This is a genomic window from Okeania sp. SIO2B3, assembly GCF_010672525.1.
Lineage (GTDB): Bacteria > Cyanobacteriota > Cyanobacteriia > Cyanobacteriales > Microcoleaceae > Okeania.
In genome coordinates, this window is record NZ_JAAHGH010000119.1 from 1 (window position 1) to 21,866 (window position 21,866).

Consider the following 21,866-nt stretch of genomic DNA (forward strand, 5'->3'; position numbering starts at 1 on the left):
AACGTGCAATACCACAACTTGCCCATCACAACGTCTCGCTAACTCTGCAACTTTTAACAACACATCAACAGCAAGGGGTGAAGTATCAACGGCAGCTAACAAAACAACACGACGAGCGATATAGCTGTCGCACTTGCTCCGCCAACGCTACTTTGGTCGGATCGACTTCTCCTTTTTGTAAGAGTTTCGGTGCAAAGGTAGGTATTGCCCAAGCTCCCAAAGGTGCTGTGACTAAGTATAGATAGGGTTTGCTGATTAAATATAAAAGCATTTACAGATAACAGATAAAGGTTAAAGCCTTTTTGGGGTCGAAAAAAGTACCCATTTTTGGCTCTCAATAGCTCAAAAACCGAGGATGGGTGAATAGACAACAGCGGAAAAATTGAGAGAAAATTGTTCTGACTACATCCTCTGTAATCCACCATTTCTCCTGACTACTAACTACTGACTACTACAAAGAGCAAAAAGACTTTTGAGCGCAAACCCTAGATAGGGCAGCGATCGCCCTCGATCAAGATAGTCCATTTTATAGTCAAGTTTGATTGTGGGATGGACAGCAGGAAAGGCTATTGTCTCCCTTTATTTTTTTTGGAAAAAATAGTCAGAAAATCATGGTGAGTAACGTCTAGTATTTGGAAGGCAAAAAACAGTGGCATTAAAAAAGTCCGCCACGCAACCCCATTGTAATCTATGAGTGTATGAGGAGTTTTTTTGCCTTAAAATGACACTCTGCTTTACCTACAACTGTTAAGGGACGATCAGGATCGAAAACAATTTTCCTAACAGGTATAGCAGTTACCAGGTAGGGTGCGGACATAGACTAATTGTTCTAGACCCATTAGTTTAATGACTCTTTATTGTCTGTTCCCTATTCCCCATTCCCTGCAATATGACTTTCCAGTCATTTTTGAATCATTCTTGTCTTAATCTTAAAATGAGGAGAAAATCAAATGCCCGATAATACAATAGAAACAGACATATTGATAATTGGTTCCGGCCCTATAGGCGCAACCTTTGCCCGTCGCATTCGGGAAAAGTATTCCGACAAGAAAATTACAATAGTTGATGCGGGACCTCAACGTTCTGCAAAGCCAGGCGAGCATCTCAAAAATGCCTATTTGTATCAGAAAGACAGAACCAATTTCTCGGATATGGTTCGTGCCGAACTGTATCCCCTGTCTATACCGACTCAGAATGTTGAACTTCCCAATTTGGACCCAAGTGCATTTTGGGCTTCAGCGTTTGTTCGCAATAACATGAACCCATATCAAGATCCTAATAAAAATATGCCATCAGCTCTGGCAGCCTTTGTGCTTGGAGGGATGGGTATCCACTGGACTTGTGCAACCCCAAGATACGATGATACAGAGCTTGGAAGGCTTAAGGGTGAGATTAGTAATCTGGAAAGCTACTACGAACAGGCAGAAAGTTACTTCAAGACCAACAGAGATGCTTTTAAAGAATCCTCTCGAGGAAGGAAAATTAAAGAGGTATTGAATGGTATTTATTCAAATCTTCAACCAGACAAAGAAGTTCAGGAGTTACCTGTAGCAGCAACGCGGCGCAGCGATAAACAGGCTTTTATTCATTGGACTGGACCTGCTGATATATATGGTGAACGACTGCAGCTAGAACGAGCAGCATACTCTGACAATTTTAAACTTTTGCCTAATAGTATAGTCAAAAAACTTGTCCATAGTAATGGTCGCATAGACCATGCGGAGGTTCAGTGTTTCGATCCTTGGGAGACAACAATAATTGAGGCTGATATCTTTATCGTCGCAGCTTCCGCCATAAAAACCCCACAACTGTTGTATGCTTCGGGTATTTACAATGATCCTTCTGGACCTTTAGGTCGTTATTTAAACGAACATGTTATGACCTTCACGCAAGTTGTTTTAAGCAAGAAGATAGTTGAAGAGTTAGAAGCGCCACACCCATTGCCAAAATATTTTTATGATTTTCTAGAGTTATATCATGTGCTGAATGAGAAGGACGAGCCAGTTCCTATACCTCTAGACGATCCCGATCCAACTTTGTGGATACCTGTGCAAAAAGATCGACCTTGGCATTGTCAAATCCACAAGGATAATTTTAGTTACGGTAAACTGTCGGATGATGTTGACGATCGCTTAGTTGTGGATCTGCGCTGGTTTGGTTTTGTTTATCCGCATTATCACAACCGTGTCGAATTTCAAACTGCGGAAGAAAAAGGGATTTCTGATATTCATGGACTTCCTCAACCAACATTTGATTTTGAATATGTACGGGATGACGAGGGGGGATACGATCGCACATGGCAAGACCCGCCATCTCCGTCTGAACAACGCCAAAAGATGCATGAAATGATGGAGGATATGACTAAGGCAGCCCTTGCTATAGGGGGAATTCTGCCAGATTCTCCGCCTCAGTTTTTAGAAGCTGGAAGTTCTCTACACACTATGGGAACCTATCGGATGGGTACAGATGAAAATAAGAGTGTTGTCGATCTAAACTCAAAAGTTTGGAATTTTGATAATCTGTACCTGGGAGGACCTGGTGTTATTCCTACGGCTAACGGAGGTAATCCAACTTTGACGGCTGCTGCTTTGGCTATCCGTGCTGTGGAGAATATGAATATATAGATGCTGGTGCAGAAAGACTAAATAGCATAGCATTCGGAAAAAAAAAGGAGGAGGCGATCGCTTCCTTCCCTTTCTAACTCCACCCTCTCAAAATTATACCGAGTGAAATATAATGCTTATGTTTTCAGAAAGCAAAAAAACAGTGGCGGTCTAAAGTCCACGATAAATTTGATAAATGCGGTCAGCTTCACCCTCAACCTGTGTAGATGAGCAACCACTGATGGCCTCAGTAGAAGATAGGGAGGTTGTATGCAACGTCCGTACACACCAATTTGTCACATTATGTGAGGCTTTGTATCAATTCGATTGAGTAGATTCTTATGCAAAACTTGAAACAACCAATGATTCGGCTTTTAGCCGTTATCCTTTCTGCAGTCTTAGGAGGGCTGTTCATTTTAGGCGAGCCGGCCTCTGCCACAACTTCATATCAGCCTGCAAGAATTGTGACAATCTTCGATTTGAAACCGAATACTGGTTATAAAATCATCAAAACGAATTGTGATGGTGATACAGTTTACGCAACATTCACCTTTAATGATGACTTATTCCCAGATCAAAAGTTTGAGGAAATTTATCCTATTCAAAACAGTTGGGAGTTGCACTTCAATACACCTGATTTCAATAGTGGAACAGTCACGTTGAAGAACGAAACCGGAAAAAGTACGTGTGAGTTTAATCTAGTTGAACAGACACTGGAATTATTTTCTGGTTTAAAGACCCAAGAAGAGTTTTATGCGAGGCAACCACCAAGTGGGCATTTTGTCATAGCCAAAGATTACTATGCAGTCACATCCAAACTTGAAGATGAGTGCACAGATGAAGATTTAGACAATCGTTTTGTTAATGGACAATGCTATGAGAGGCTGGGTAGTCTGACATCTATTACTGGGGACAATTTTCCTGCTTTGGGAGGAGTAGTTGTCGCCCAAATCATTATTAAGCCTAATGCAATTAGGGCTCCCCACTGGCATCTACAGTTTGCTGAAGCCGGTTACTGTTATCAGGGGATTGGACAGGTAGGAATCATTGTGCCCTCTAAAACCATACCAAAGTCAGCAAACAGCCAGGATTTCTATGAGGAAAAAATTGTTGAGGAAATCTTCCTGAAAGAGAATGAGGTCTTCCTCTTCCCTGAAGGTAGTCAACACTACTTGCGGAATATTGGCAATGACGATTTTAAGTGTGCTCTTTTCTTTACGGAAGATACACCTCTTAACGGAGATCAATTACTCACTATTAGTTTACAAAACATTGTAGGAAATACGCCTGTGGGAGTTCTCAACCCCGTGTTAGTTGCTGAAGGTGAAGATGAAAATAGCAAAATTAATAAAATTTCAGACTCGCCTGCTCAAACCTTTTCATCATCTGCTCAAGGTCCTGAAGTTATTCAGGTAGTTGAGGCGTGTTCTGGTGAAGAGCCTAATATTAACAATTCAGGATGTCAGAAATCAGGACAAACCCCACAATTCCAATTTGGCTTTTCTCCCTACTCTAAATTTGAGCCTTAAGGCTGTTTAGGTGCATCTCAATTTTGAATTAAGAAAGGCAGTTTTTGGTGAAAACAATGATTCTAGAATCCTTATGGTAGTTTTCCTAAATTAAGGTTTATGGAGATGTCTAATCTCTGGCAATACAACGGTGAAAACTATATCCCGAAAATCGGAGGCTTAAATGAGAATTAAACAATTAATGTTACAGTACCCCCCAACTGAAGGGGAATGGAACTTGGATAAATTAATCGAAAGATGGGTAGAACTTGGTATGCCAGAAACCGAGGCCGATCTGAGTGATAAGCACGGTCAAATCAACCGACCCTAGGGATAGAAACGAATAGATAGCTGGAACTGCATTGCCGGACAAGAGTTCGCCGTTGCGATCGTACCTATCCCGAATACTTCCAGTCGCAGAATGAAGATATACCTTTTCAGAATCAATCAAACAATGAGCTTCAACCGTTATATGTCACAACTGCTCATCCTATTCTTGAGGATCATAACGGAAGGCTACTAAATGTTTTTCCCAAACACCCACATGAAGGTTGGGTTTATGATAACTATAACCACATTTCAGATCAATCTGAGGACTTTCCAGGTGGTGTCAAGCCAGAAACTATTGCATTCGTACAAAGTCAGCCAATAAAAACAGAGGGGAAAGATGGACAAGCTCGATTAAAGATGTTTGGTGCACTTGGAGTTTATGATGGTTTTGCACAAGGAGAAGGAGTTGGCCGTATAGTAGTTGATTCAACCTGGCATCATTGGTTTAACATCAATTTAATCGGAATGAAGAACGCTACAGACCAAACAAACTACAACCGATACAAGGTATTTGTCTGTAATGTAGCTTGTTGGATAGCACCTAAACAAGTGCAAAAACAAATGTATTTACGAGCAATTTGGCATTCCCAATTTACAACCAAGGTAATGGAAAACTATCACACAACAAACTATTCTTGGACATATAAAGATACCCAAAAAGTTCTCAAGAGATTTGTAAGTGAATCGTTTCGCAAAGAATGGTTGTCTTTATGGTATCCCAAGGAATTGCTGAGTCCAGAAAAGGAATCGCGAGACGGTTTATTATATGCGTGGTCGCCCTATAAATGTCCGCATTGGGAACTGTTGGAAGCAGAGCTTTTACAAGGTGTAATAAAAGAATGGCGGCCTTTAATCCTAGAGATAATTAGAAAGAAACGGACATCTGTTGAAGAGCAAGAGCTGACTGAGCTGTTTGAGAAAGGAGCTAGCCAGGGTGTCTGGAATGCAATGAACCGTTGGAGTGAAGTAATAGACAAGCAACGGGAAATGAAGGAAAACTATGCAGCCAAACTTTACTTCTCTGGTAACTCAACCCTTTGAAGTCCAGTCCTAAGCCATCTCAACCAACGGCGAGGGTATTCGGAAATGCGACTCGCCGTTGCATATTGCTCTTCGATAATTTTCGATAATTAATAATTAACAATTAATAATTAATAATTACCTCATGGATAATTATACTCAACTGAAAATTTATCCCAGATGGAAGATATCGTTTTTGAGCGATGTATCAACTTAATGAAACAGCGTTCGTGAAACGTGCCGTAGGCAATCGCTCCCAAACAGGTCTCACTTGTTTTCGTTGGTGGCCTACTGATGATTTGAAGCGTGCTTGAAGAGTAGCGATCGCGGTAGCGTTGCGTAGCAATATCGCTCCGGGCAATTATTTTTCTTCCTCCTCTATTATACACAAACGATGCTACCGGACATGATCTCAAATATAGATGGGCAAAGGCTCTTACCTCAAAAAGGTATAAATCCTGAATAAGCACGGGTTCTAGCCATTTTTAAGGCATCGACATAATTCCCTTGTCTAGAAAGACTTTGAAGCATTTTTCCTACCAAAAAATGTCTAAGTCCCACTAATAACTCAGAAGGCTCAAAAAAAGGCGAGATTGCTCCAAGGCATGCAGGAGAATCGCTCTCAGAAAAAAAGCGATCGCAGCTCCCACGAAAGGCGATCGCTTTATGAGGCAAACAAGAAGAACAATCGCACAAAATCTCAAAAAAAAGCGCTTGCTCTGCCTGCTATTGGAGAAAGTGACAGAGCGATCGTTTTTCTTGAAAATAGGAAGCCGAGATTTCAGCTTATCTCATCGGGTTACTGAGCTGCAAGAGCGCGATCGCTCTTAGACAACATGATTGGCGTTTATTTCATATTCCATTTATCTAGCCAAAGATTCTTAAGTTTTTCAATTGTGCCTTCCTTGTCTGTCACTATCTTGTTCCAGCCTTTTCGGATCGCGTTCTTTTCCTTCTTTGTTAGTTTCCATGAGAGTGGTGGCTCGTATTCACCTTCTTCGCTATCAAATGAGAAGAAGATGGGGAAATATTCAATTTCTACCTTTCCACCATTCTGTCTTGCGTTCTCCCATTCCTGCAACAATTCTACCTCAGTTAAATTCCGGGAAGTAAGAATTGGCCCGCGAACCTTGAATAAGCCTATCAACGGACCAATAGTTGCCATAAACAAACCTCCCTCCTTTTCCTTTTTAGGTTTGCTTTCAGGAAAAGGATTGATTTGTAAGATCAGAATTCTTTTTATTTCTGGGGTAGTTTCTTCACCTTTTTGGGTAGGTTTTTCACGAAGAAGCTCCTCAAGCCATTCTAATGCTGTCACAAAACCAGAATTATCGAAATAGCCACCATCAGCGACGTGATAATTTGCTATATTGCGAACTTTACCATTGCGATCGTCGGCTCGACAAATGGGAGATATGTAAGGGAAGGTGGCAGAAAGTCTTGCACCTGTGACAACATCAATATCTTTTCCTGGATAAAGACTATTAAAGTCGAAGAATTTTTTCTTATCGGGATTAGGAAATTTCGCTGGTGTAACTAGCAACCGCAAGCCATTATTAACCAGAGTTGCATTCAATACAGGGAGCGGAATATTACCTTCTTTAACTTCCGCTCGCCAGTCGGCTAGGGTTTTTGGAGACTCTGGGGTTTTCATATGTCCTTGCCAGTCCTTCTCGATCGCAATACCTCGATCTCTGATTTTGGGAGTGAGAATGTCTGGTAGGAACGGGAGGAAAATCACGCGCCACAAGTCAGGATAGACTAATCCCCAACCTACTGCATCTAAACTGTTTGCGGTAGCGCCCTCAAATATTTCTTCTGATTCTGAAGCCGGTGGAAAACCTTTATCTGTAAAGCGATCCAGATAATACATTGCACCTACTGAGCCACCAGAAACGGAACTAATTAATCCAATTGCTTTAGTAAATGATTCCCCTAACTCTTCTTGCAAGCCAGTCAATACTTGAGCCGTCCATCCAGCGGCTTGAATTCCACCTCCACTAGCACAGACAACAACTACAGTCTGTTTTGCAAGAGGCTCTTCGAGATCTTGTTTGTCCAGACGCTTTTGTAATAAGGCCGTCAAATTTTTTTGCTCTTCCAGCTGTTCTGGAGCGTCTTTTAATGTAAAATAGTGATCGACTTTAAAAAGCCTATAGCACGCTATAGCAATCACCACCCAGAAGAACAAGACAGAAATACGCGAGTAATCGAAGAAGAAGGTAAGACTGCCCAACAAAAGCACCGATACGGAAATTAACAACATTACATATAAAAGTGCTGGCGGTTCTTGTCTCTTCTTATCGGGGGGCAACGAATTTGGCATAAACCGCTTAAATGCGATTACATAGATAGCAAAAAGAGCGAGGAAGAAAACAAGAGCGTCAAAATGAGTGTCTTTTAAAATACCATTATTGACATAGCCTAATCCTTTGGAAGAGTTTTGGGTCAAAAAGGAAATTGCTTTCACCAACCCCTCATTAATAACGGGAAATTTATCGACCGAGAGAAAGTTTCGAATCAGTTTGAAAAGAAACAAAAAGATAACGCCAAATAACAACCCAAGAAAAAATCCAAACTTTCTGTTGTTATTATCCATTTCTTCCTGGGATAATTGAAATACTGTCAGGCTGGTCGGTAATGCCAGGCCGATCGCTAACAGATACTGCAAAACTTTAGAATAAAAAACTCCTGGCAGTTCCGGAACCCCAAAACGAGCTGGCGCACCACCAAGGATTATTCCAACGACAAAGGTTACGGCCATTCCCGCCACAGTTGCACCCAAAATTGTCAACGCAATTTGACGAGCGTTACGCAGGACAAAAAGATTCTTGAGCATAGATTTTAGGGCAGTTGTTGCGAGGAAAGGGAGCAAAAAAAGCAATGCGCCCATGAGCAGAGGTATGCGTAGAAAAAAGACATACTGCCATGCTGCACTAGGCAGTCGCAGCCATGCGGTAACTACTACCCCGACAAGCCCCAGCCACAAAATAATTTTTTGAACCACGATATTGCTTTCCTCCTAGAACGTTTAACTAAGCAAGACTTTACATTTACTGGACTTACGCTTTCAAATCGGTTCTAAAGCTACATATAGTTTCCGGTGCGCGGTGCGGCACCATACAAGTAGCGTCTTTGCGTAAGTCCTGATTTATCAAAAACATGAAGGGCTTACAGACTAAATATCTTCCCTCAAATCAGACAAATAGCGATCAGTGCTACTCGGTCAGGAATCAGCTATAAGCGGTCGAGGTTCAGCTATAAGTCGTTAGAGCTGGTCTCGATCTTCTTCCCATTGCCGCCAAAATTGCGCTACTAGGTAGCCCAAGGCGGTTTCCATCGCGGCTCGGTCTCAATATTGTCCCGTTTTGCACGGGGAGACATCATAATTTTTGACCCAGCAGCTAGGGCTAGTTTTCGTCATCCTTGCCATCCACTATAGTATATAGTACGCCAAATTCCGAGCGTCAATCCGCTAACAACTTTTTTGGCTTTAAAACACCACTTTTTTTTTGCCTACCTGCATAAGTCGTACAATTTGTCAATCAACCCAATTCCACTATTATACTACAATAGACATCTCCTCCATGCATAGGGAGTAGGGGCGATTCGCGTTTGCGGAGCATGACCTTAGGAAATCGCCCGTACGGGAGTAGGGGACCCACCCCTCGCCCCTCCCCCTCCCTGGAGGGGAAAGAATTGATAATTTATGTGTGATAATTGATTTTATTTTTGATTTTTGGAGATGTCTAATTTCTTCTCTTCTTTCTTCTTCCTTCTTCCTTCTTTCTTCTTTCTTCCTTCCTGACTTCTCAAAATTTATTATCCCAATAATTTTTGCTCTAATTGTAGCAACTTCTCAATTCGCGCCTCTGTGGAAGGGTGGGTAGAAAACAAATTAGCCATGAATTTACCGGAAAATCCATTCATAATTAGTAATGGCTCAAAAGCTGGATTAGCATTCAATGGCATTTGTCTAGCATTTTGGTCTAGTCGCTGCAAAGCTTGAGCAAGGGCGCGGGGGTTGCCAGTTAAATCGCCAGCACCCGCATCAGCAGCAAATTCACGAGTCCGGGAAATTGCCATTTGTACAACACTAGCAGCAACCGGAGCTAACATGATCGTCAATAACATCACAATTGGGTTAGATCGGTTGTCGCGGGAACCCCCACCAAACCACATAGAATAACTAGCTATTTGAGTTAACCAAGATATCCCACCTGCAACGGTTGCTGCTACTGCTTGGGTGAGAGTATCGCGATTTTTGATATGACTGAGTTCGTGGGCAATTACTGCTTCGAGTTCGTCCTCTGGTAAAATTCTCATAATACCTTCGGTAACTGCTACTGCTGCATGATGGGGGTCGCGACCTGTGGCAAAAGCATTAGCTGCGGCAGTGGGAATGATATAAACTGCTGGCATAGGTAGACGAGCGCGATCGCACAATTTTTCTACCATATTATAGAGTGCTGGTGCTTCTGCTTGACTTACTGGTCTAGCATTATAAGCGGCTAGAGCTATTTTGTCTGAGAAAAACCAGGAACCCAAGTTCATTACTGCTGCTAAGACTAGCCCCAATGTAGCACCTGTTGGGCCGCCGATTAACCAATAACTAACTGCTACTAATAAACCGCTAAGTATTCCTAATAAAGCTACAGTTTTTACTATGTTCATAAAGGTTGCCTCCTATTTAAGGCCAATGGTTTCTATGTTTTTAGGACTTACGCATGAGCGCTATTGGTAGGGTGTATTAGCGCTAGCATAACTGAGCAATACGCCATATATACTGCCTTTGCGTAAGTCCTGATTTTATTATCAGGTAGCGATCGCTCTTTTATGATATTTTTTTCATTGTAGCTTGATTATCAGTTTACTTTTGGTCGGAAATCCTGACAAAAGGTTCGGTTTTTGTGATATTTTATAGTTATTAATATTCAGCTCGTGTCTCTTTAAATGCCCACAAATAACATTTATTAGGGAGTAGTAGGGACGTTGCATGCAACGTCCCTATAGTAGGGGGCAATTTGATAGAATAGATTTTCAAGATAACTGAGAATATCGTGTTTATTACGTCTAATTAATGAGAATTGATATTAGGATGTAGTTTGATTCCAAACTATTAATAGAGTAAACAAATAGCTTGCTTTGATTTTTTTTGTCAAATCATACATACAGCGGATTTCAGGTATATGAAGTACAGAAATTAACAATTAAGTGAATGCAAGTGCGGGTATCTTGCCCGCGACGGATGTACCTCATTAAAGTGAAATCTGCTTTCATTAATGGATAATTGATAATGGATAATTGATAATTACCTCGGGTTTTAACCGTTACGGAATATAATAAAAGGAGATATTATTTCTTCTCTTGGTCTCATGGATATGGCGAGGTCTCCTCGCCATTCCATCCTAACGGACTGCTCCGCAAACGACCGCTTTTTTTTCCTTAAAAGGGGAGGTTTTAAACCAGAATTATTTAATAATTAATAATTAATAATTAATAATTTGGTAAATATTTTTATAGATTTTTTTTCGGTATTATCTATTTTGTCAGTTCCAGAAAAATGGTAATAGTTAATAACTTTAAATAAATAACTTTTATCTTTTTATAAAAGCTAATCAGTTATTGTTTATGCAATTTGAAAATGATAACTGGTATGACTGCCATTTGGATATAAAAAAGTACAGACCACAGCAATTTCTGGATTATAATTATTAATCAAATTTCCCAAACCAGCTTGTTGCCAATCACTAATCATTGTTCCTATTTGACTCATCGGTTTAAACTTAGCTTGCCAGTCTGCTAAAATGGTACTATTTTCTTCTAATTGTCTAAAAATTATTACCGTGCCTTTTTCGGAAAGTAGTTGATATCCTTGATGGGCGATCGCTGCTATTTTTTCAGCATTTGCTTCTATTACTGCTAATTGTTGTTCTTTTGATTCTAGGACATTTTCCATTATTTTTATCTTCTTTTTCTAATTTAATTTTTCTAATCTATCATATTCCTAAATTATGTTCAATATTAATTCTTGAGCCACAGTTTTAACTACATTAATACTTACAGAGTTTCCCAATTGATAATAAGCCTTATTATCATTGTGGTGCAAAATAAAATTATCAGGAAAACCTTGTAATCTTGCTGCTTCTCTGGGAGTTATTTTCCTGACTCTATTTTGATGATAAATACCTAATCTATTGGCATCACTTGCCACTAAAGTTACAGCAATTTTATCCGGGTCTAAAAACTTGTAGACTTCAAAAGAAAAGTTTCCTGATACTGGTTTATATTTTGACTCAACTATTTGTAGATAATTTTTACTCACTAAAGAATTGAGCAAATTTTCTAACTGAGGATGAGGAAAAAAACTAGCTATTTGCTCCTTGTTCAACAATTTACCATCTTGATGTTTACCAAATTGACTATTTCTACGTTTCAAAATCAAACAGTTCATTAATTCTATTTCCTCAGCACTGCATTCTCCTCTCAACCCTAACTCCCAAGAATGAATAGAATTTCCACCGCGATAATCAATTAATCTCATGCCATGTAATTTACTTAAATCTCCATTTAATCTATGTTTTAATGCTGCCACAAATCTTTCCGAACAATTATATTTTTCATCTGGATTATCTTCCAAAATATCCGCCACAGTTATAGATTTTTTCAGGGGATAAAATAAAGATAATTGTTGGGGATGATAAGAATGAGAATCTTTCGGACCAAGGTCAGAAATTAAATTAAATTTTGGCGTACTATCTAAAACTCCCAGAATATAAACTCGGAGACGATTTTGGGGTAAATCAAAATTCGCACTATTCAATAAAAATATGTCAAAACTGTAGCCTCTGTTTTTAATTTCATGTTTAATAGTTTCGATAGTTCTACCTTGATCATTAGTCAGCAAACCACGAACATTTTCAAAGATAAAAGCTTGGGGTTTATATGTATCTATTAATCTGGTAATCTCAAAAAAAAGCGTACCTCTAGTATCCCCAAATCCGGCTTTTTTTCCAGCATAAGAAAAAGATTGACAAGGAAATCCTGCTAATAATATTTGATATGGTGGTAATTTTTCAATTTTGCAGATATCTCCTAAAGGAAATTCAGCAAAATTTTTCTGATAAACTAAACCAGCATCTGGATTTATTTCACTACTTAATACACATTCAGTTTCAATTTTTAAATATTCGGCAGCTTGTTCAAAACCTAATCTCATTCCACCAATGCCAGCAAATAGATCGATAAAGCGAATTTTTGTCATTTTATATTTGTTATAAATAGTATATAAATTGTCCAGTTTTTTTCAACCATTATTGTTTTCTAAGTAATCTCTCAAAAAATCACAAAGAATTGACAACTCATTTTTAGAAAATGCCACAGTGCAATGGCTATGCAAACAAATTGTTTGTAATGCTGACTGTCTCTCAAAGTTTCCTGCTCCATCTATAACATAAGCAATTTTGTGACCTGCTGCTTCAACTTGTTCATAACGAGCTTTTGCTTGTCCTCCTTTACGTTCAATAACACTATTAGTAGTTACTTGAAAGCTTACTTCTATAGCTACATATTTCTGGTTTTTTGTCACTATAATATCAAATGAAGTTAAACGTCCTGTAGTTGGGTCAGTATGAGTTACATTAGGTAAGGTAGAATCAGATTTAACTTCAATTTCACTGATTCCAATTTCATCTTTTATGTACTGAGCAACAAATTTTTGTGCTAGATGACCTAAAGCATTAGATTTTGCACCTCCTGTAATACGACTAACCCAAATATATCGCTGCTGAATAAAACTATCTAATTCACTGGGTTTACCTAAATAATCACCAATTTCACATCTTGCTAAAATTGAAGAAATTTCTTGATTAGCATTCTTATAGGAATTTCCAAATAAAAGAAGTGCAATAGCATCTTTTTGTCTTTCATCTAAAGAATATTTTACAAAAAGGTCTTTTCCATTAATTTTAAGAGTTTGATTACTTAAAGTTTTTGTAGGTAAGGCTTGAAACTTATAAATTCGCTGGCTACTTTTCCAGTAATATTTCATTTCTTCATTAGGAAACAAACTTTTAAATTCTCTACTTATACGTTTGAGCATTTCTCCTCCAAAGTCAGCCATAATAACCAAATGCTTAACAAATAAGTTTCCTGACAAAGCTGAAGAGTTTACTATTGTAAATAAGTCCTCTAATTCTAATACATCAATGCTTAAGATATTAAGAAATTGATCTTGTGTTTTTAATAGCAATGGAATTATGCTTAACTCTGCTTCCATTTCGGCTAATTCTGTAGGCCAAAATTTTGATGCTGCTTTTTCTAGTTCCAGAAACGTTTTTCTATAATCTTCTTTGGGGTTATTCATTATATTTTTTCATTGGTTATAAAAAAAATTGTTAAAAAATATCAATAATTATACAATAAAAAGTTATTTTACACAATTTCAGGAATCTAGATGACTTGATTAACTAATTGTTTTATAGTACATTAAATTAGTAGTCAATTCCTTCTTCCCTCTTCCTTCTTCCCTCTTCCTTCTTATGTTAGAAAGTATTATCTTAATATTATTAATAGGTTTTTTTGTCGGACAAATAGCCTCGAGATTAAAAGCACCGCCACTGGTGGGAATGGTATTAGTCGGAATATTATTAGGTCCTCAAATTAGCAATACCATCGACCCTAGTATTTTGCAAGCTGCTGACTCCCTACGCACGATCGCCGTAATGGTAATTTTAATGAAAGCAGGGTTAGGTTTAGACAGAGAAAAATTAGCACAACAGGGAAGTGTTGCGATACGGTTAGGTTTTCTCCCTGCTACCTGTGAAGCTATTGTTATTGCCCTAGTAGCAATGTGGTTACTTCAGTTTGACTTTGCCACTGGACTGTTATTAGGTTGTATCATCGGTGCCGAGTCTCCCGCAGTTATCGTTCCCGGAATGTTGCGTCTCAAAAGTTTGGGTTGGGGTGTAGCTAAAGGCATTCCTGATGCAATTTTGACAGGTAGCGCTTTGTCAGATGTTTTGCTGTTGTTGATTTTTAGCCTTTTGCTGGCATTTTTATCCCAGGGAACAACTACTGTAACTTTACCTGGTGGCATCACTCTCAGCGCATTACAACTATTACCATTTCAAGTAATTTTACAAATTATTCTCGGAGTTATCGCCGGGTTGCTGACAGCACGAATATTAGTATTGCTCTTAGTCAAACAAAATTGGACTCAAAATGCTACCCAGGATACTTTGGTTGCAGCAAGTTTAGCTCTATTGTTAGTCGTCTTAGCAGAAAAATTTCCCATATTTTCTGGTTATTTAGCAGTCATGGCAACAGGATTTTTTGTCATCGAATTTGATGCACCCCTAGCGCGACGGTTGCGAAATAGTTTTGATACTTTGTGGGTGGTGGCGCAAATAATTTTGTTTGTATTACTCGGTGCTAGTATCCCCTTGCAAGTATTGGAAAAAGTCTTGTTGGTGGGGTTGTTAATTTTAGCGATCGGTACTTTGGTTGGGCGAATGCTTGGTTGGTATCTCTCCACTTTGGGCAGTAATTGGAATTGGCAAGAACGTCTATTTTTGCTGCCCGGAAATTCCGCTAAAGCAACCGTACAAGCTGCCATTGGAGCTATTCCTCTAGCAGCAGGTATTGAAGGAGGCGAAACAATTTTAGCGATCGCTGCCCTATCCATATTAGTCACAGCACCTTTGGGAGCTTGGGCAATACCTACCTTTGCTCCTAAACTATTACGCAAGGGAGAAGTCGATCCGACAAAAGTAGCGATCGCTCGTCGTATTGTATTGTTAGCTGCCGTTGATACTTCTCCCCTTGCTGTGGATGTGCTGTTAAAAGTTGCAGAGTTAGCGAGACGTTGTGATGGGGAAGTTGTGGTGTTGCACGTTATTCAGTCTGAAGATGCAGAAAGTATTGCGCAACTACAACAGCAAACACAGCAACTTTTGGCAGATATTCGGTATCGGTTTGTAACTGTTGCGGGAGTGGTATCCGAGGAAATAATTTCTGTTGCACAACAGTATGGAGTAGCAGAAATAGTTATGGGAAAAAGAGGGCATCGTTTATGGGAAAATGTGTTAGTTGGTTCCGTTTCTCAAGCAGTTTTGGAAAAGAGTTTAATTCCTGTGGTGGTAATTGAAAAAATATAGCTGTGTAGGGAAAGAAACGGCGAGTCACTTTGGGGAAAGCGATTCGCCGTAGGTAGATATAGGTTAGGAATGAAGTATCAAGAATTGAGTTACAGCGCTTTTCAAATTGATGAACCACATCTTCATACATCAAACCTTGTAGGGACGTTCCATGGAACGTCCCTACAAGGTTTATCCAAATGAAAACCGCTGTAAATCATTTGATTTGCCAACATTTTGATCTTTTACTCCTTAAATAAATCAATTAATTCAAGTCAGATTGCTTACCAGACCTAATTGGGTTTGGCGCGACTAAATAAGTAACTGAAGTCTGCTTTTTTACTGTTGAGGAGCGCACCATATTGATGGCAACCAATGCAAGATGAAGCAAACTTGGGTTCTACACGATCGCCCTGGATATATGTTTCTATAGTGGTATTAGCTAGAATTTGCGGAGTTGGAGATCCTGGACCGATGATTCGGCCAATGCTGGCTGACCCAAAGGCAAACACACCAAGGCTACCAGCACTAATACAGGTACAAATCGAAATACTTTTACAAAATACTCCTAAAGGATATAGCATTAACAAGCTAACGATGGATCAAGATACTCCATGATAGCAATTCACTACCATAGAGTTGGAAAAGCTACAAGTTACCTAGCTTAATTTTCGGGACAGCCGTCGTTCAGCCACTTTTTATAGAGAGCAATCATCTCATCAGACCAGACTTGTGATGGAGGCTCTGGCATTCTTGGTTTATTGCTATCTCCGCCATTAATTGTCTTGCCAGAAACTCGCTCATAAATCTCTTCTCCCCTTGCTTTGACATCTTCGTATTTACCCAAGTTCAGTCTGCCGCTAGTAATTGTGAGCATGTGGTTGATATCGATAGCGTTGAAGAAACTGCTAATTGGGTACTCCCAAGTGGGATTGTCAATCGTATCTAAAGGCATAAATTCTCCTCTCTGAGTTTTTGGTGGACTTTAGGTGTCCACTCTTTTTTTCTTTACTAAGAGTAAGATTTTACTAGGTTGATTTTCTGACTTCTTTACAAAAAGAAATAAATTGCCCAATTTCTTGCTTTTGTTCAGGGGGCGATTGGCCATCTTTGTCCTTTCCATCCCACAATCAAATTTGACCATAAAACAAACTATCTTGATAGAGGGCGATCGCTGCCCTATCCATATTAGTCACAGCACCATTGGGAGCTTGGGCAATACCTACCTTTGCACCCAAACTATTACGCAAGGGAGAAGTCGATCCGACCAAAGTAGCGTTGGCGGAGCCTAGCGGCAGCTACATCGCTCGTCGTATTGTATTGTTAGCTGCCGTTGATACTTCTCCCCTTGCTGTGGATGTGTTGTTAAAAGTTGCAGAGTTAGCGAGACGTTGTGATGGGGAAGTTGTGGTATTGCACGTTATGCAGTCTGAGAATGCAGAAAGTATTGCGCAACTACAACAGCAAACACAGCAACTTTTGGCAGATATTCGGTATCGGTTTGTAACTGTTGCGGGAGTGGTATCGGAGGAAATAATTTCTGTTGCACAACAGTATGGAGTAGCAGAAATAGTTATGGGGAAAAGAGGGGATCGTTTATGGGAGAATGTGTTAGTTGGTTCCGTTTCTCAAGCAGTTTTGGAAAAGAGTTTAATTCCTGTGGTGGTAGTTGAAAAAGTATAGTTGTATTTTTCAATTGCTCTGGAATTAGGAGCAATTTGGAGGACATAGCCTTTTCGATCCATTTCCTAGACATTTTTTGGCTATAGGCAGCAAAAAAACTACGAAAGCTTTTTTATTAAGGGGTTATGCGGATAGAGCGACACAGAAAAAAAATTTCTTTCTCAAAAAAGTCAGAAATTTTCTTTTTTATCGTCTTAAGGTTGTAGTGCATAACGGAGAAATTAAATGACAGAAAAATATGTCATTCATCCAGCTATTGGAGTAGCCCGAGTTGGCAATAGTCGTACAGGTTTCTTTTTAGCTCCTAATGAAATTGGTGGTTTACCGATTAAACCCGATGAAAGCGGAGCGATTACTGATTTTAAAAATGCTGGGGCTATCAAACGGCAGGGACAAAAATTTTGCGTCTATCAATACGATGATGCTACCGGGGAATCTAAAAAATTGGTAATACGAGGTACTGTAAAGGATTGGGAAAATGAAATAGAAGTGGAATCTATTAAATGGACTGTACATTTAGCCAACAAAAAATCTGTCTGGTATGAATACTCCGAACTAGAGGGCAATCTCTTGCTAGGACAAGACAATAGTTATATCAATCAAAAGGTTGATAAGCGTAACCCTGATGAGACTGGAAATGCCCGCCATAAATTAATTATTAACCCGGGTCCAAAAGTAATCGAAGGAGCAAATCAAAATGTAGAAATTTCCGGGGGGTATTTCCCCAAGCCAAAGGATTTTCCAAAGGCAATCAAAGAGTGGCTAAAGGAAAAAAAAGAGGATTTCCTAGACGGAAACAAAAACGTAGACAAACTTGTTCAGGGTAAAATTTTTGATACACTTGGAACCCTAAAAACTGATGCTCAAGGAAATCTTATTGTTCTCGGAGGACATGGAGACTCTTGGGGTTTGACAGATTTGACAGGTTACGGAGGTGGAAATTACTGGTTCGACGACACGTCGGACGGTCCGATTACCTGCGAGATTACACCAGTGGGACAAGTAAGTCCTGTAACTGAGAAACCAAAGGCTTGGGTCATTGTGGGGCCTCCCGATTTTGCTCCAGAGATTGTCAACATCTCCTCATGGGACGACACGTCGTTTGACGTTGCCGTGCGCGAATTGAATCTAGTTCCAGCCATGTACAACAAAACTGAGTGGGGATATAACAATGGATGGAACCCTGATTGTGTCGTCAGTTACGAGCGCGACATTTTACCAATTATCCAGAGCATCTCTGGCTACCATTGGGTTGCTAACGTACAGTCTATGATGGCATTCTCATCAAATATCTTTGATTTCTCCGATTCAAGTGAAGAGAATAAGGCGAAACGCGAGCAATATTTTGGATATTTCCGCGAACTGGAAACTAAGACAGTTGAGCCAAATCCAGATTACAATCCTGAAGATCCTAACGATGCTCCTTATTCTGCGCCGAGCGTTCAAACTACTTTGTTTAGTAGCGATAAAGATAAAACAAATCCGGCAGACTTTACCTATACTGGCATTCCTTTGATGCCCCTCAATTCTGGTAGCAATTCGGTATCAAATATTAGTATCAAAAAGTTTTTGGCGCTGACTGAAACACAATATTTTCTCCTAGAGCAGTGGTCGAAAGGGCTTTTTGCGAGCAATAATCCTAAAAGTAGCCTCCAGCCTACGGTCTCAAAATATCCCTTAAGTTACCAAGATTGTGCCAGTATTGGTAATGTTGTTGGACTTCCTCAATGTCCAGGGATCGAGGTCACTTGGACGACACAAAACAAGAACATATATGAGAAAGTGGATGTTGTTGGAGGAAACAATCCTCTTTATCAACTACAGATTAAGCACTCGTTGGAACCATTCTTCGAGGAGCCGATGCGCGATGAAACTGAAGATGTCAATGCAAGCTGCGAACCTGGTGATTTAACGAAGCGCATGGCTGTTCCTTGGCAGGCTGATTTCTACAACTGCTCGATTCAGCTAGTTAACTATACCGATCCAGATGTTAACAAAGTCACACTCCCAGATGGGGAACGCATCCCGAAACGGCCAACTTACTATAACTACTGGTGGCCACCTCAAGCTCCTTGGAATATCATTAATGGGTTAAACATAATTGCGTCTAAAGATATAGAAGAAGCAGCAACTATACAAGAAGACTCATTCGATGCTGAAATGGCAGGCTTGCAGATGAACTTCGCACGGGGAATCAACAGTTACTCGCAAATGGTGAACGGCGGGTGGTCTAGTTTGGGATATATCCGCAACACCCAAGAATCCCAGACAGGGGATGAGAATTCTTCTAAGCTGTTTCCGTATTTTGTGGAGACAGAACGGAATTATGATGAATTCACCTACACACCAGTACCTTACGAAAGCATTACTGGAAATTCTGAAGATGAAGGCCAATTTGTCCTGACTTCTTTCAAGCAGCCGATTCCTATCCAAGAAAGCCGAATGTCTGGCATACGGGAACGATTGCGATCGCTTCGGCAGGCTAAAAAACAAGGATTGAAAACGTTACTCATGGCGGGTGAAACAGAAGAAACATCCATTGACAGTTGCGAAATATCCTTACGAGAATCTCTGAAAGCTGTGAAGAATTTCCGGAAAATTAATGTCGTCCGCAAACCGGGAGAAATTCCTCGTTCTGGCAGAAGAATTCGCTTTTAATTAGTCTCCCTTCTCTTCCCATATCAGATGATGCGGGAGAGTTTACTTTTGCCGAATCGCCACTTTTTGGGCGATTCGCTTCCAGATTAGGAATTGAAAATTAAAGAGGATAAAATGTCACAAACTTCCAGTGTTGACGTTGCTATTATTGGTGGTGGACCTGCCGGAATCGCTTTAGCTCTAACAATTTGTCTCTATTCAAAACTGACTGTTGCCGTAATCGAACAAACAGCATACGATAATATCCGTACTGGAGAACACGTCTCCGCAAGCTTGCTCCCCTTACTAGACTACCTGCAAGTGAAAGAACCTTTTCTCGCAGACAATCACACCCCCGTTTACAACGTTGCTGCCGTCTGGGGACATTCTGAACTCCACGCTCGCCCCTCGATCATCAATCAAATGGGGGAAGGTTATCTCCTAGACCGCACAGAATTTGATATCATGTTAGCCGAACAATTAGTTCGTCAAGGCGGTCAACTTTACCTGGAAACGAAATGCGCTGAAGGGGAACAACTAGAAGGAGGAGGATGGCGACTTTTCCTCAAGGATAATTCTGGAGAGTCTTCCGAGCTAGAAACCCGTTATTTGGTGGATGCTACAGGCAGAAAAGCCAGAATTTCCAAGCGACTAGGGGCAAAATCCCTCGCCTGCGATACCCTCGTCGGAATTACTGCCATTCTTGATTTTGAAAGCGATGCTCTGCTAAGAGCAGAGCCGCTTCGCGAACGCTCAAAAACAGAAGAAGTTCTTATTGAGTCAATTCCTGAAGGATGGTGGTACTCCGCATGGCTGCCCAATGGGACTTTAATCGCGGTCTTGATGACAGATATTGATATTGTGCGACAGGGCAAATTTCACAAGGAAAAACAGTGGGTTGAACTGTTATCCAAAGCTACCCATACCAAACAACGGGTTCGGGGAGGACAATTAGTTTATCCCCTGAGTGTAAAACCCGCTCACTCTCACGTTCTCGATCGCGCAGTGGGCGAAGACTGGATGGCGATCGGAGATGCTGCTATTGCTTTCGATCCTCTTTCTTCGATGGGTGTAGGACACGCAATAACTTGTGGATGCGATGCTGCTGTTGCCGTAGTCGAATATTTGATTAACAATGAAGATAGACTGCTCAAACAATACCAGGAGCGAGTAAAACTTAATTTTGATAATTATTTGAGCATTAGACAGAGGTATTATGCTCTGGAAAAACGGTGGTTAGATTCACCCTTCTGGAAACGTAGAACTCAATTAGCTCCCATCCCCCTTGCAGCAAAATAAATTCGTTCTCTTAATTAGTCTAGAATACCAGACTGCTTGGCGATCACTTTGAATTTTGGGTTGTGGTTTAGTACGACCTCAATCCCTCTATTCTGGAATGATATCAAGTCCGATTAATTGACCACATTAAAACTTTGTTTCTCCTGTCAAACTCTCATATAGAATCAGGTTAAAAACCTATGGTATCTGCGGAAGGAAAGCAGAGGGCAGAAAGCAGCTATGCATAAGGGAAAGAGTAAGATTAGAAAGTACAAAGTTTTTCATACACTAATTATCCGGATTTTAGATCAAAGCTACTCCTGTTCACTGTTGCCGAATACCTTACTATCTATACACATTTAACCGGACTTTATCTGAAGCTATCGCCCCTCTTCCTCCTTTCTATCCCACAATCAAACCTGGCCATAAAACAAACAATCTCCATCAAGGGCGATCGCTACTACCAACACTCCTTTTCTTTACTGTCCATACTGACTAGGGAGAAGTCGATCCGACAAAAGTAGCGTTGGCGGAGCAAGTGCGGCAGCTATATCGCTCGTCGTGTTGTTTTGTTAGCTGCCGTTGATACTTCACCCCTTGCTGTTGATGTGTTGTTAAAAGTTGCAGAGTTAGCGAGACGTTGTGATGGGCAAGTTGTGGTATTGCACGTT

The 21,866-nt window shown here is 40.3% G+C and carries 19 protein-coding genes and 1 pseudogene; 10 read left to right on the forward strand and 10 right to left on the reverse strand.

Features of this window, described 5'->3' with window-relative positions:
• Positions 1–235: pseudogene (locus tag F6K15_RS33175) on the reverse strand (hypothetical protein); the annotation flags it as partial.
• A 715-nt stretch (positions 236–950) separates the two neighbouring features.
• Between F6K15_RS33175 and F6K15_RS33180 the strand changes: the two are divergent.
• On the forward strand, positions 951–2,624 hold the full coding sequence (locus F6K15_RS33180) for a GMC oxidoreductase (protein ID WP_293069675.1): 1,674 nt from the start codon (positions 951–953) through the stop codon (positions 2,622–2,624).
• Positions 2,625–2,774: 150 nt separating this feature from the next.
• On the opposite strand, the gene F6K15_RS33185 is transcribed toward F6K15_RS33180, so the two are convergent.
• Positions 2,775–2,903: a hypothetical protein gene (locus F6K15_RS33185; RefSeq protein ID WP_293069676.1), complete on the reverse strand. Its 129-nt coding sequence runs from the start codon at positions 2,901–2,903 to the stop codon at positions 2,775–2,777.
• A 41-nt stretch (positions 2,904–2,944) separates the two neighbouring features.
• Between F6K15_RS33185 and F6K15_RS33190 the strand changes: the two genes are divergently transcribed.
• From F6K15_RS33190 to F6K15_RS33200, 3 genes are all read left to right on the forward strand, one after another.
• Entirely contained in the window at positions 2,945–4,132 is a 1,188-nt protein-coding gene (locus tag F6K15_RS33190) for a cupin domain-containing protein (RefSeq protein WP_293069677.1), read from the forward strand.
• A 181-nt stretch (positions 4,133–4,313) separates the two neighbouring features.
• Positions 4,314–4,442, forward strand: a complete 129-nt coding sequence (locus F6K15_RS33195) for a hypothetical protein (protein WP_293069678.1) — start codon at positions 4,314–4,316, stop codon at positions 4,440–4,442.
• Between the two features lie 356 nt (positions 4,443–4,798).
• Positions 4,799–5,482, forward strand: coding sequence for a hypothetical protein (locus F6K15_RS33200; protein ID WP_293069679.1), 684 nt, complete (start codon positions 4,799–4,801; stop codon positions 5,480–5,482).
• Between the two features lie 187 nt (positions 5,483–5,669).
• Here F6K15_RS33200 and F6K15_RS33205 read toward each other — a convergent pair whose 3' ends face one another.
• Positions 5,670–5,822, reverse strand: coding sequence for a hypothetical protein (locus F6K15_RS33205; RefSeq protein ID WP_293069680.1), 153 nt, complete (start codon positions 5,820–5,822; stop codon positions 5,670–5,672).
• A 244-nt stretch (positions 5,823–6,066) separates the two neighbouring features.
• Here F6K15_RS33205 and F6K15_RS33210 point away from each other — a divergent pair, with 244 nt between their 5' ends.
• Complete coding sequence (locus tag F6K15_RS33210; protein ID WP_293069681.1) at positions 6,067–6,267, forward strand: hypothetical protein; 201 nt, start codon at positions 6,067–6,069, stop codon at positions 6,265–6,267.
• 41 nt (positions 6,268–6,308) lie between these two features.
• Here the strand turns inward: F6K15_RS33210 and F6K15_RS33215 are convergent, their stop codons facing one another.
• From F6K15_RS33215 to F6K15_RS33235, 5 genes are all read right to left on the reverse strand, one after another.
• Positions 6,309–8,468 carry a hypothetical protein gene (locus tag F6K15_RS33215; RefSeq protein WP_293069682.1) on the reverse strand — a complete coding sequence of 720 codons (2,160 nt, stop codon included), beginning with the start codon at positions 8,466–8,468 and terminating at the stop codon, positions 6,309–6,311.
• Between the two features lie 815 nt (positions 8,469–9,283).
• Complete coding sequence (locus F6K15_RS33220; RefSeq protein ID WP_293069683.1) at positions 9,284–10,135, reverse strand: M48 family metalloprotease; 852 nt, start codon at positions 10,133–10,135, stop codon at positions 9,284–9,286.
• A 955-nt stretch (positions 10,136–11,090) separates the two neighbouring features.
• Positions 11,091–11,420, reverse strand: a complete 330-nt coding sequence (locus tag F6K15_RS33225) for a hypothetical protein (RefSeq protein WP_293069684.1) — start codon at positions 11,418–11,420, stop codon at positions 11,091–11,093.
• Positions 11,421–11,468: 48 nt separating this feature from the next.
• Complete coding sequence (dcm, locus tag F6K15_RS33230) at positions 11,469–12,725, reverse strand: DNA (cytosine-5-)-methyltransferase (protein WP_293069685.1); 1,257 nt, start codon at positions 12,723–12,725, stop codon at positions 11,469–11,471.
• A 42-nt stretch (positions 12,726–12,767) separates the two neighbouring features.
• Positions 12,768–13,826 (reverse strand): restriction endonuclease, encoded by a 1,059-nt coding sequence (locus F6K15_RS33235; RefSeq protein ID WP_293069686.1) that lies wholly within the window; start codon positions 13,824–13,826, stop codon positions 12,768–12,770.
• Between the two features lie 175 nt (positions 13,827–14,001).
• Here F6K15_RS33235 and F6K15_RS33240 point away from each other — a divergent pair, with 175 nt between their 5' ends.
• Together F6K15_RS33240 and F6K15_RS33245 are read left to right on the forward strand one after the other, a co-directional pair.
• A complete protein-coding gene (locus F6K15_RS33240; protein ID WP_293069687.1) occupies positions 14,002–15,618 on the forward strand; it encodes a sodium:proton antiporter in 1,617 nt (538 codons plus the stop codon).
• Between the two features lie 354 nt (positions 15,619–15,972).
• A complete protein-coding gene (locus F6K15_RS33245) occupies positions 15,973–16,215 on the forward strand; it encodes a hypothetical protein (protein ID WP_293069688.1) in 243 nt (80 codons plus the stop codon).
• A 46-nt stretch (positions 16,216–16,261) separates the two neighbouring features.
• Here the strand turns inward: F6K15_RS33245 and F6K15_RS33250 are convergent, their stop codons facing one another.
• Both F6K15_RS33250 and F6K15_RS33255 read right to left on the reverse strand, forming a co-directional pair.
• On the reverse strand, positions 16,262–16,444 hold the full coding sequence (locus F6K15_RS33250; protein ID WP_293069689.1) for a hypothetical protein: 183 nt from the start codon (positions 16,442–16,444) through the stop codon (positions 16,262–16,264).
• Between the two features lie 283 nt (positions 16,445–16,727).
• Positions 16,728–16,868, reverse strand: coding sequence for a hypothetical protein (locus F6K15_RS33255; RefSeq protein WP_293069690.1), 141 nt, complete (start codon positions 16,866–16,868; stop codon positions 16,728–16,730).
• Positions 16,869–16,875: 7 nt separating this feature from the next.
• Here F6K15_RS33255 and F6K15_RS33260 point away from each other — a divergent pair, with 7 nt between their 5' ends.
• The 3 genes from F6K15_RS33260 (at position 16,876) to lodB (ending at position 21,216) form a co-directional block, all read left to right on the forward strand.
• On the forward strand, positions 16,876–17,280 hold the full coding sequence (locus F6K15_RS33260) for a universal stress protein (protein WP_293069691.1): 405 nt from the start codon (positions 16,876–16,878) through the stop codon (positions 17,278–17,280).
• Positions 17,281–17,505: 225 nt separating this feature from the next.
• Complete coding sequence (gene lodA / locus F6K15_RS33265; RefSeq protein ID WP_293069692.1) at positions 17,506–19,938, forward strand: CTQ-dependent lysine 6-oxidase LodA; 2,433 nt, start codon at positions 17,506–17,508, stop codon at positions 19,936–19,938.
• 114 nt (positions 19,939–20,052) lie between these two features.
• Positions 20,053–21,216, forward strand: coding sequence for a lysine-epsilon-oxidase maturase LodB (gene lodB, locus F6K15_RS33270; protein ID WP_293069693.1), 1,164 nt, complete (start codon positions 20,053–20,055; stop codon positions 21,214–21,216).
• Positions 21,217–21,866: the final 650 nt, after the last annotated feature.

Coding starts and splice junctions, on each gene's coding strand:
- F6K15_RS33245 (WP_293069688.1), top strand. CDS start 15,973: ATGCAAGATGAAGCAAACTTGGGTTCTACACGATCGCCCTGGATATAT.
- lodB (WP_293069693.1), top strand. CDS start 20,053: ATGTCACAAACTTCCAGTGTTGACGTTGCTATTATTGGTGGTGGACCT.
- F6K15_RS33190 (WP_293069677.1), top strand. CDS start 2,945: ATGCAAAACTTGAAACAACCAATGATTCGGCTTTTAGCCGTTATCCTT.
- F6K15_RS33210 (WP_293069681.1), top strand. CDS start 6,067: ATGCAGGAGAATCGCTCTCAGAAAAAAAGCGATCGCAGCTCCCACGAA.
- F6K15_RS33180 (WP_293069675.1), top strand. CDS start 951: ATGCCCGATAATACAATAGAAACAGACATATTGATAATTGGTTCCGGC.
- dcm (WP_293069685.1), bottom strand. CDS start 12,725: ATGACAAAAATTCGCTTTATCGATCTATTTGCTGGCATTGGTGGAATG.
- F6K15_RS33220 (WP_293069683.1), bottom strand. CDS start 10,135: ATGAACATAGTAAAAACTGTAGCTTTATTAGGAATACTTAGCGGTTTA.
- F6K15_RS33235 (WP_293069686.1), bottom strand. CDS start 13,826: ATGAATAACCCCAAAGAAGATTATAGAAAAACGTTTCTGGAACTAGAA.
- F6K15_RS33225 (WP_293069684.1), bottom strand. CDS start 11,420: ATGGAAAATGTCCTAGAATCAAAAGAACAACAATTAGCAGTAATAGAA.
- F6K15_RS33240 (WP_293069687.1), top strand. CDS start 14,002: ATGTTAGAAAGTATTATCTTAATATTATTAATAGGTTTTTTTGTCGGA.
- lodA (WP_293069692.1), top strand. CDS start 17,506: ATGACAGAAAAATATGTCATTCATCCAGCTATTGGAGTAGCCCGAGTT.
- F6K15_RS33200 (WP_293069679.1), top strand. CDS start 4,799: ATGTTTGGTGCACTTGGAGTTTATGATGGTTTTGCACAAGGAGAAGGA.
- F6K15_RS33195 (WP_293069678.1), top strand. CDS start 4,314: ATGTTACAGTACCCCCCAACTGAAGGGGAATGGAACTTGGATAAATTA.